8 protein-coding genes are annotated in these 9,275 nt (G+C 73.2%); 2 read left to right on the top strand and 6 right to left on the bottom strand.

Translation table 11 applies throughout. The features are described from left to right. Position 1: 1 nt before the first annotated feature. On the bottom strand, positions 2–1,162 hold the full coding sequence (locus ACGFU6_RS01680) for a glycosyltransferase (protein ID WP_393607492.1): 1,161 nt from the start codon (positions 1,160–1,162) through the stop codon (positions 2–4). A gap of 104 nt (positions 1,163–1,266) precedes the next feature. Between ACGFU6_RS01680 and ACGFU6_RS01675 the strand changes: the two genes are divergently transcribed. After that, on the top strand, positions 1,267–2,781 hold the full coding sequence (locus ACGFU6_RS01675) for a hypothetical protein (protein WP_393607491.1): 1,515 nt from the start codon (positions 1,267–1,269) through the stop codon (positions 2,779–2,781). On the opposite strand, the gene ACGFU6_RS01670 is transcribed toward ACGFU6_RS01675, so the two are convergent. From ACGFU6_RS01670 to ACGFU6_RS01660, 3 genes are read right to left on the bottom strand one after another with little or no spacing between them, the layout of a single operon-like run. Next, positions 2,750–3,994, bottom strand: coding sequence for a hypothetical protein (locus tag ACGFU6_RS01670; RefSeq protein ID WP_393607490.1), 1,245 nt, complete (start codon positions 3,992–3,994; stop codon positions 2,750–2,752). The two genes, ACGFU6_RS01675 and ACGFU6_RS01670, sit on opposite strands and share 32 nt — an antisense overlap. Then, positions 3,991–5,772 (bottom strand): lipopolysaccharide biosynthesis protein, encoded by a 1,782-nt coding sequence (locus ACGFU6_RS01665; RefSeq protein ID WP_393607489.1) that lies wholly within the window; start codon positions 5,770–5,772, stop codon positions 3,991–3,993. The genes ACGFU6_RS01670 and ACGFU6_RS01665 overlap by 4 nt, the downstream gene beginning before the upstream one ends. Continuing rightward, positions 5,769–7,049: a glycosyltransferase gene (locus ACGFU6_RS01660; protein ID WP_393607488.1), complete on the bottom strand. Its 1,281-nt coding sequence runs from the start codon at positions 7,047–7,049 to the stop codon at positions 5,769–5,771. Before ACGFU6_RS01660 ends, ACGFU6_RS01665 begins: the two co-directional genes overlap by 4 nt. Before the next feature lie 213 nt (positions 7,050–7,262). Between ACGFU6_RS01660 and ACGFU6_RS01655 the strand changes: the two genes are divergently transcribed. Next, positions 7,263–7,709, top strand: a complete 447-nt coding sequence (locus tag ACGFU6_RS01655) for an adenylyltransferase/cytidyltransferase family protein (RefSeq protein ID WP_123528815.1) — start codon at positions 7,263–7,265, stop codon at positions 7,707–7,709. Here ACGFU6_RS01655 and ACGFU6_RS01650 read toward each other — a convergent pair. Further along, complete coding sequence (locus tag ACGFU6_RS01650) at positions 7,678–8,418, bottom strand: CDP-alcohol phosphatidyltransferase family protein (protein ID WP_393607487.1); 741 nt, start codon at positions 8,416–8,418, stop codon at positions 7,678–7,680. The two genes, ACGFU6_RS01655 and ACGFU6_RS01650, sit on opposite strands and share 32 nt — an antisense overlap. Before the next feature lie 139 nt (positions 8,419–8,557). Beyond that, entirely contained in the window at positions 8,558–9,268 is a 711-nt protein-coding gene (locus ACGFU6_RS01645) for a ribonuclease H (protein WP_393607486.1), read from the bottom strand. Between the last annotated feature and the right edge of the window lie 7 nt (positions 9,269–9,275).

Genomic DNA, 9,275 nt, shown 5'->3' with positions numbered 1-9,275 from the left:
GTCACCGGCGCTTCCGGCGGACCACGTCCTCGTAGGTCCGCCGGAGCGTCCGGGTCACCACGTCGATGGTGAAGTCCGCCCCGACCAGCTCCCAGGCGGCCTGTCCGGCCTCGGCGTTGGCCTTGGGCTCCAGCAGTTCCAGCACCGCCCGCGCGACCTTCCCCGCGTTGGCCGCGTCCTCGCCGGCCCGGCTGTCGATCACCCGGCCCGCACCGGCCCGCGCGATGTCGGGTGCGAGGCCGCAGGTGCGGGTGATGACCGCGGGGGTGCCGACGGACATCGCCTCCAGGACCGAGACGCCGAGGGGCTCCTCGATGGACGGCAGGACGTACACATCGGCCTGCCGACCCGCTTCCAGCACCTCTTCGTGGCCGAGCGGTCCCACGTGGTCGAGCGAGTCCAGCACGCCGAGCTCGCGGGCGAGCCGCAGGGTGCCGGGCAGCGCGCCGGTGTCCGGTCCCGCGAGCACGAACCTGGCGTCCGGGTGCTCCGCCAGCACGGCGGGCATCGCGGCGACGAAGTCCTGGGGGCGCTTGCGCTCCTGTATCCGGGCGAGGAAGAGCACCGTCGGCGGCCGCCCGGGGTCCCGGGCGGGCTTGCGCTCCTGCGGCCGTACGCCGTTGACCAGGCGCACGGTCCGGGTGAGCGGGACGGGGGCCGCGACGGCGTTCACGTCGACGCGCTCGGCCTCGGTGAGGTGCAGCACGGCGTCCGCGCGGCGCAGGACCCTTCGTACGCCGAGCAGGTCGGTCAGCTGCGCGACCCGGTTCTCGGTCGGGTCCACCATGCCGTGCGTCTGGACGACCAGCGGGGTCCCGGACCCCAGGGCGAGGAGCGCGGCGGGCAGCGTCACCAGGTCGCGCATGAGGTGCACGTGGACGAGGTCGGCGCCGCGCATCATCCGGCGCGCGGCCAGCAGCAGGGGGCCCGAGGTGATGCCGCTGACCTCGAAGCGGGGCAGCAGGTGGCGGGCCTGGTGCAGGTGGGCCGGCACTCCCTCCACGTGGGAGGGCAGCGGTCCGTCGAAGCCGTCGCCGAGCGCCATGATCCGGGCGTCGTCCCCCTCGGCGCGCTGGACCCTGGAGAGATTCAGGGCCACCCGGGTCGGACCGCCGAACGCGTGGTCCGGGGTGTGCAGTGTGACGACGTGCAGGATCTTCACCAGGGTTCCCCTCGACCTCGGCAGCACTCCACAGACTAGTCATCACATCACCCCAAGTGGGTTGATTCGTTAGAGTGTTCACAGGATCACGGAACGGGGAACAGATGACGTCCGTGCACGGTGTGGCACCGCCCGGTCCCGGCCTCGGGGGCGGGCCGCCGAGCCGGGTGGAGCTGCCCGCCAAGCCCATGTCATGGGCGATGCTGTCGCGCGCGATGGCCGTTCCGCTCATCCTCGGCCTGGTCTGCTTCCTGCCGGCGCTGATCGCCGCACAGCCCGGGAGCGGGGCCCGGGACACCGGGTACTGGCTGCAGCTGGTGCTGACGTGCTACTCGGGGGCACGGCTGGCGACCATGATCCTGTCGACCCGGCGCCGGCTGCTGCAGGGCGTCTTCTGGATGTTCGTGTACATCGCGATGGGCGTCGCCCCGTTCGCCCAGGCCGTGATAGGGCAGACCCCGACCCCGCTGGTCGGGCCGCGCTCCGATCTGGTGACCGCGATCGCGCTGGTCCTGGTGGGGTGCGCGGCGTTCGACCTCGGGGCGCTGCTGGCGTCCCGGCGTCCGCTGCGCAGGCGTACCACCGCCCGAGGGAGCGGCGCCGGGGCCACCGCGCACCCGGTCAGGCTGCGGCTGCTGGTGCTGCTGGCGTTCGCCGCGAGCGGCTACTACGTCCTGAAGCTCGGCGGGCCCGCGGTGTTCTTCTCCAGCCGCCAGGAGATCAGCGCGTCGGTCGCGGAGAGCGGGGTGGTGTCCGGCGGGTCCAATGTGGGCTCCGCGTTCCTCAAGGGGTTCGGCACGGTTCCGGCGCTGCTCGCGCTGCTCTTCTTCACCCGGCGCCTGGTGACCTCGCGCCGGGCCCGTCGCGCACCCTCGACCGTACTGGTGTGGTTCGCGTTGCTGATCGTGAACCTGGTCGTGAACAACCCGATATCCAATGCCCGTTACTGGTTCCTGACCGTACTGGTCTCGTTCCTCTTCACCGCGTTCCCGAGCAGTGCGGCGATGTACCGCTCGGTGCTGGCGACGGGGGTGATCGGGGCGCTGGTGCTGTTCCCGTACGCCGACCGGTTCCGCTACGACGACTCCGGGTACCGGCCGGTCCAGTCGTCCTCGGTCTTCGAGCCGCTGGCCACCAAGGACTACGACCAGACCGTCATGTTCGCCAACACCATCTCCTGGGTCGACACCCGGGGCCACACCTACGGCCGTCAGCTGGCGGGCTCCGCCTTCTTCTTCGTGCCCCGGGCGGCGTGGAGCGGCAAGCCCGAGGACACCGGGGTGCGGGTCGGGCAGTGGATGGGGATGAACATGACAAACCTCTCGGCGCCGCTGTGGACCGAGCTGTGGGTCGACTTCGGCGCCCCGGGAATGATCGGCGGCTTCGCCCTGATCGGCTACGCGGCCGCGCGCACCGACCGGCGGTACGCGCGGGCGGTCTCCCGGGACGGCCCCGGGCCCGGCAGCGTCCTGGCGATCGCGGCTCCGCTGATCGCCGGGTACACCTTCATCCTGCTGCGCGGTCCGCTGCTGCAGGCGGCCGGGAAGCTGGCGGTCGCCGCGCTGTGCCTGGCGCTGGTCACGAGTCTCAGGGAGCGGAACGCACGGCGGCCGCACTGACCGGGGGCCGTTCCGCGCCTCCGCGACGGTTCAGCCGGGCAACCCTGGTCCAGGTGGCGATCGCCTTGCAGACGGAGCCCAGGCACAGGCCCCAGGCGGCCCCCGGCACCCCGCCGAGCCAGTATCCGCCGATCAGGAAGCCCACGGCGGCGAGCGAGAAGACCACCTGGATGGAGAGCGTGGTGCGCGGATCGAGCAGTCTCAGCGCCAGCAGCCCGCAGGTGCCGACGGCCATCGCCGCGTACTGGCTGCCGGTAGCCGGGAGCAGCGCGGCCGCCGTGGGCCAGGTGTCCCCCAGCAGGTGCCGGCCCACCGATCCGGGCAGCAGGGCCAGGACGGTGGCCCAGCCCGCGGCGGTCGCCGCCAGTACGGCGGCCAGCGCGGCGGCGGCCCGCACCCGCAGCCGGTCGGTGGCGAGCCGTCCGAGCAGCGGCGGGCCGAAGCCGGTGGCGGAGGTGAACAGCACGTTCAGCGGGCCGAAGAGGGTGGTCGCGCCGCGCAGCGCACCGACCACGAGGGGGTTGCCGACCACGCCCAGGCCGAGCACGGAGAGCTGGCTGCCGGCGTTGCCCACGCCGAACTCGACGACGAACCGCCGGCCCAGGTACCCGCGCCGCAGCAGCGGCGTCAGCCGCACGGGCGCTCCGGCGGTCCGGCGGTGCAGCAGGGTGACGGACAGCAGGAGCGCCGGCAGCGCGGACAGGCCCCAGACGGTGACCAGGCGGGCGGCCGACGCGCCGTGCGGCTGCACGGTCAGGGCGCCGAGCACGCAGACCAGCCGGAGCGTGTCCGCGGCCAGGGCCAGGTGCTGCGCCTGGAGCGTGGCGAAGGCGTAGCGGGCCGTGTCCTGCGCGAGGACGACGGGCAGTACGAGTCCCAGCGTCATCAGGGCCCGCGCGGTGTCCTCCGCGAGCGCCGCGCAGACGGCGGCGAGCAGGGCGCCGAGGACGGCCGAGACGAGCAGCGTGAAGGCGACGGCCGAGCGGCAGGCGCCGCGGGTCTCCTCGCCGGCGCCCCGGCGCAGCACGAGCGGCTGTCCGGTGTAGGCGCCGAAGACGCCGAGCAGGACGGTGAAGACCAGGTAGACGCCGGAGAAGCGGGCGAAGTCGGAGACGGTGGAGAGCCGGGCCGCCACCACCAGGACCAGGATGTTGGTGAGCGCCGCCACCCCCTGGTCCGCGACCGAGCAGGCGACCGCGGTGCGTGCCTTCATCTGTGTCCTGCGGAACTGCTGTGGTCGCTGCCGCCGCCCTGGCCGTTGCCGCCGCCGGGCCGGGTGCTGCCGGCGTCCAGGGTGCGCAGGCCGAGCGTCTCGGCGGGGTCTCCGGCGCGGCCGCCGCCGGTCCGGACGGGGCCACCGTCCGGCTGTGCGCGGCCGCCCTGCCCGTCGCGCCCCTGTCCCGGTGTCTGCGCGTCGCGGGCGCCGCGCTCGGCCGCCTTCCGGCGCGCCCGGCGCTCGGCCCGTCCGTGTCCGGGGTGCAGCAGGGTGCCGAGCACGGAGCCGCCCGCGGCGCCGATGATCTCGCGGATCCGTTCCAGGTCGCTGCGGTGCACCTCACGCGGGTCGCAGACCACCACGACGCCCTCCACCCGGTCGATGAGCGCGACGGCGTCGGCGAACGAGAGGACGGGCGGGGCGAGCACGATGACGACGGCTCCGGGCCGGCCGCCCTCGGCGACGATCCGGCCGACGGGCGCGGACGTCAGGGCACGGGGCACGTTGTCCATCCGGCGGCCCGCGATCAGGGTGAAGGCCCCCGAGCCGGGCACGTCCACGTTGGTGCGGCTGTCGGACGGCCAGCCCCGCTCGTCGCGCTCGGCGGCCCAGCGGGGGCGCCCGCCCCGGGTCGCGGCGCCGAGGTCCCTGGCCAGTGACGGGGTGCGCAGATCGGCCTCGACCAGCAGCACGTCGCGCCCCATCTCCGCGAAGGCGGCCGCCAGGTTGACCGCCGCCGCGGCGGCCATGGCGTTGTCCCCGCGGGGGGCCGTGACCAGGAGCCGCCGCCGTTCGGCGAACGAGGGGTCGTACGCGAGCCGGAAGGCCACCGCCCGGTACTCCTCGGCCAGCCGGCTGCCGCCGCGCCCGATGGCGAGCAGCCGGCCCGCGGCGGCGCGCTCCCGGGGCAGGGTGCCGAGCAGCGGGGCGCCGAGCGAGCGGACGAGTTCCCTGGTGGAGCGGACCGCCGGGTCGAAGACGAGCCGTACCCAGGAGAGCAGCAGGCCGAGTGCGAGTCCGACGACGCCGCCGAGTCCGAGGAGCAGGGTCAGTCCGGCACCGGTGGGCTGCTCGGGCGCCACCGGCTTCTTGTTCAGGTAGCCGGGCGTGGTGTCCAGGGCGCGCAACTCCGAGATCTTCTGGCTCAGTTCGGAGATGGCGACGATGATGTTGGCGCGGGCGCTGGTGACGTCGCTGCCGACGGTGCCGGTCTCCTGCTCGGCCAGCCGGTCGCGCTGTTCGGTGAGCGGCTTCAGCTGGGCGCGGTAGCCGTCGACCATGTTGTCGATGCTGTTCTCGGTGCGCTCCCTGCGGATCTCCAGGTAGGCCTCGGCGAGCGCCTGGGCCCGTGCCCTGGCCTGTTCGGGGTCGCGGGCGGTGTAGGAGAACCTGAGCACCAGGGTGTTGGGCGGGTTGGTGACCTGGAGTCCGGTCAGCAGCTTGCCGACCTCCACCCGGTCGCCGTGCTTGGCCAGCGAGCCGACGGCCACGGTGCCCACGGCGTCGCTGACGGCGGTCTGGCGTTCGGAGCCGATGTTGATGCCCTTGTCGGCCGAGGCGCCCGCCGCGAACGGGTCCGAGGCGGCCGAGCGCACCGACACCTCGCCGGTGGAGCTGTAGGTGTCCTCGCCGCTCAGGGCGAGCCAGCCGCCGCCGAGCAGTCCGAGGACCACGCCGCACGCGAGCAGGGCTCGATAGCGCAGGAGCTGCCTGAACTGGTCCCTTAGCAGCGCGGGTTCGTCCTGGTCCTCCAGGGCGCGGATCGGCTGGGTCATCGGCGTGGTCTCCCTTGGGCGTCCTGAAGAACCTCGGTGAGCAGTGCGTCGAAGCGGGCGAGGCCGGCTTCCCGGCCGAGGTGCTGTGCCACGTACCGGGGTCCGTGGGCGCCGAGTTCGGCGGCGGCGGCCGGCTGCTCGACGAGCTTGCGTACGGCCGCCAGTACCGCGGCCGGGTCCTCGGGCGCGACGAGCAACCCGGCGCCGGAGCGCTGCACCTCCTGGGCGGTGCCCCCCTCGTCCGCCACCGAGGCGACGACCGGGCGGCCCGAGACGAAGTACGAGGTCAGCTTGGAGGGCACGCTCATGTCGAGTACGGACGCCCGCTGGGTCACGGCGAGGACGTCGGCGGCGGCCAGGACGTCGGTGAACTCGTCCGCCCCCGCCGCCGGCAGGAACTCGACGTTGGGCAGCCCGGCCGCACGGGCCAGCAGGGCCTCGCGCTGGTTGCCGTCGCCCATCAGCACGATGCGTATCCCGGGGGCGAGCCTGGCCGCGTCGACGAGGACGTCCAGGCCCTGCTTGAGCCCCATGTTCCCGGAGTGCAGGACCACCGGGGTGCTCTCGTGCCAGCCCAGCCGCGCCCTGGTCACGGCGCGTTCGGCCGAAGGTGGCTTCACATGGGTCCAGTTGGGGACCAGCCGGATGCGTCCGGGGTCGACGCCGTAGGCGGTCACCCGGGGGACGAAGCTCTCGTGGATGACGCCGACGAGCGAGGCGGCGCGCAGTGCGTACCGCTCGGCCCGGGATGCCACCGCCGCCGCCCTGTCGCCGCCCCGGATGCCGCTCTGTGCGGCGGCGGCGCCCATCAGGTCCTGTACGACGGGTATGTACGGGACGCGGTGGCGGCGGGCCAGCCGCGCGCCCAGGACGCCGCCGGCCAGGCTCGGCATCTGGGAGATCACCACGTCCGCCCGCACCGAGGGCGGGGAGACCAGGCCGTGGGCGAGGACGGTCGCCTCGAACGCCGCTCTGCGCAGGGCGCTCTGACGGGGCGGCACATAGTGTCTTCGCCGGTGGACCCTCACTCCCGAGCGCTCCTCCTCGATCCGCCACACCCCCCGGTACGCCGGCTCGGTCCGCCAGGACGGATAGTGCGGCATGCCGGTCAGCACATGGGTCTCGGCGCCGGACGCGGCCCAGTGTTCCGCGAGCTGCGCGGCGTACGGGCCGATTCCGGTCAGTTCGGGCGCGTAGTTGGTCGAGACGACCAGCAGGCGGCGGTCGCGGAACGGCTCGCACTGGTCTGCGTACGGCAGCTGATCTGCGTCTGGCATCGAAACGGTCGCCTTCCCCCCGGAGCCACCTGTGTTCCCCCCAAGGAACAGCCCCAAAAGTGAGCTTATCCGTTCACGTGATGCGCAAGTGGTCTTCACAGTAAGGTCGTTGCACGATCAACACCGATACCGATATCCCACCGGACCGGATGCCATGTCCGGAAAACCACCGCTGGGACACGGACATCACGTTCACCGTGGGGGAGAGAACGGATGGTGCACAGGGTCGGCTACGCGCCGGGTGTCTACGACCTGTTCCACGTGGGTCACCTCAACATCCTGCGGCATGCCCGCAGCCAGTGCGACTACCTGGTCGCGGGGGTCGTCTCGGACGAGATGGCCGCGCTCGCGAAGGGCCGCGGACCGGTCATTCCGCTGCCGGAACGGCTGGAGATCGTACGGAGCGTCCGGTACGTGGACGCCGCCTTCGTCGAGACCGTCCCCGACAAGGTGGAGACCTGGCAGCAGGTCAGGTTCGACGTCATCTTCAAGGGGGACGACTGGCGGGGCACGGAGAAGGGCAAGCGGCTCGAACGCGACTTCGCGGAGGTCGGCGTGGAGGTCGTCTACTTCCCGTACACCGTGCACACATCCAGCACCCAGCTGCGCCGGGCGCTGGACTCGCTGGTCAGTGCGCCCGGAGCCCTTTCAGCTCCCTGAACCACTTGGCCAGGAACGCCACCAGGAACAGCGCGTGCACGGCGGCGAGCGCGGCATAACCGATCCGGAACGCCGTCTCGTCGCCGAGCAGCAGGAACACCAGGCAGAACACCCCGTAATCGGCCGGCAGCAGCGCCACGGCCCGCAGCCGGGAGACCGCCTGCGGGGGGGGCCCGCCACCGTCCGGCTCCGGGCGGGCGGCGGCGGCCGCCTTGCCGAGCTGTTCCCGCAGCAGCCCCGCGCAGAAGGTCAGCACGGCCACGAACAGGAAGCCGAGCGGCAGGAGCAGCCAGCCGTCGGCCGGCAGGGCGAAACAGCGCTGGAACGAGATCAGTACGGCGGTGTGGACGAGGATCATCTTGGCGCAGTCGACGACGTGGTCGAGCCATTCGCCGTCGGGGCCGCCCCGCCCGGTGAGCCGGGCGAGCTGCCCGTCGGCCGAGTCCAGGGCGAAGCCCACGACGAGCCCCAGCCAGACCAGGACCGCCAGCCCCCAGGTGGGCCTGGCCAGAGCCACGGCGGCGATGGACGCGAAGGTGAACGCGGCGCTCACCAAGGTGACCTGATTGGGTGTCATACCCAGCCGGAAGGCGGCTGCGGCGAAGATCCGGCCCGCCGGCCGGTTCACGTACCGCGAGTAGAGCGACACCCCCTTGGCCGTCTTCTGCGCCCCGCGCAGTTCACGCAGCACCGTTCCCGTGCTTTCCATACGCCCCCCAGCGTGTCGCCGTCGTCCGCGGCTCCGGCGGCGCGTCGACCTCTCCGCCGGAGCCGCATCATGGCACGCGCGGCCCGCCGCGCGGGGCGGATCACCGGGACCCGTGCGGCGGCGTTCCAGGCGGTGCGGGTCAGGCGGAGGCGGTGCGGCACTCCGGGTGGCCCCAGCCCTGGTCGTTCTTCGCGATCGTGTCCTTGGCCGCGTACGGCTTGCCGCAGTGGCACCGGCCCGCGTACCTGGCGCGGATGGTCGCGCCGCCCCGGGCCGTGCCACCCGCGCTCTTCGCGGCGCTCCTGGCCGTGCTCTTCGCCGCAGCGCCGGTCCGGCGCCCTTCGGAGGCGCGGGCGGCCACGGGCACCGGCAGGTCCGCCGAGCCCTGCGAGGTGCCTGCCGCGCGCTGCGCCACGGCCGCCTCGCTGCACGCCTGGTCGGCGAGGGCGTTCAGCGGGTCGCCGTCCACCTGGTGGGCGGGCACGTAGACGAAGTCCACCGACCGGCCGGTCAGCAGGGCGTCGATGCGGACCACCAGTTCCCGGTTGGCGACGGGCTTGCCCGCCGAGGTCTTCCAGCCGTTGCGCTTCCAGCCGCGCAGCCACTTGGTGACGGCGTTCATCGCGTACTGGGAATCCATCCGGACCTCAAGGGCCACACCGGGGTCGACGGACTCCAGCAGTTCCCGCAGCGCGGTGAGCTCGGCGACGTTGTTGGTGGCGGTGCCCAGCGGCCCCGCCTCCCACCTGAACGGCCTGCCCTCCGCGTCGGCCACCACATACGCCCAGGCCGCAGGCCCCGGATTACCCTTCGATGCCCCGTCACACGCGGCGATCATGCGCTCGTTCATACCCCAG

Origin of the sequence: Streptomyces sp. NPDC048462, from assembly GCF_043200175.1 — a bacterium.
Lineage (GTDB): Bacteria > Actinomycetota > Actinomycetes > Streptomycetales > Streptomycetaceae > Streptomyces.
The sequence above is the reverse complement of the archived record's forward strand: the minus strand, read 5'-3'. Positions and strand labels throughout refer to the sequence as shown.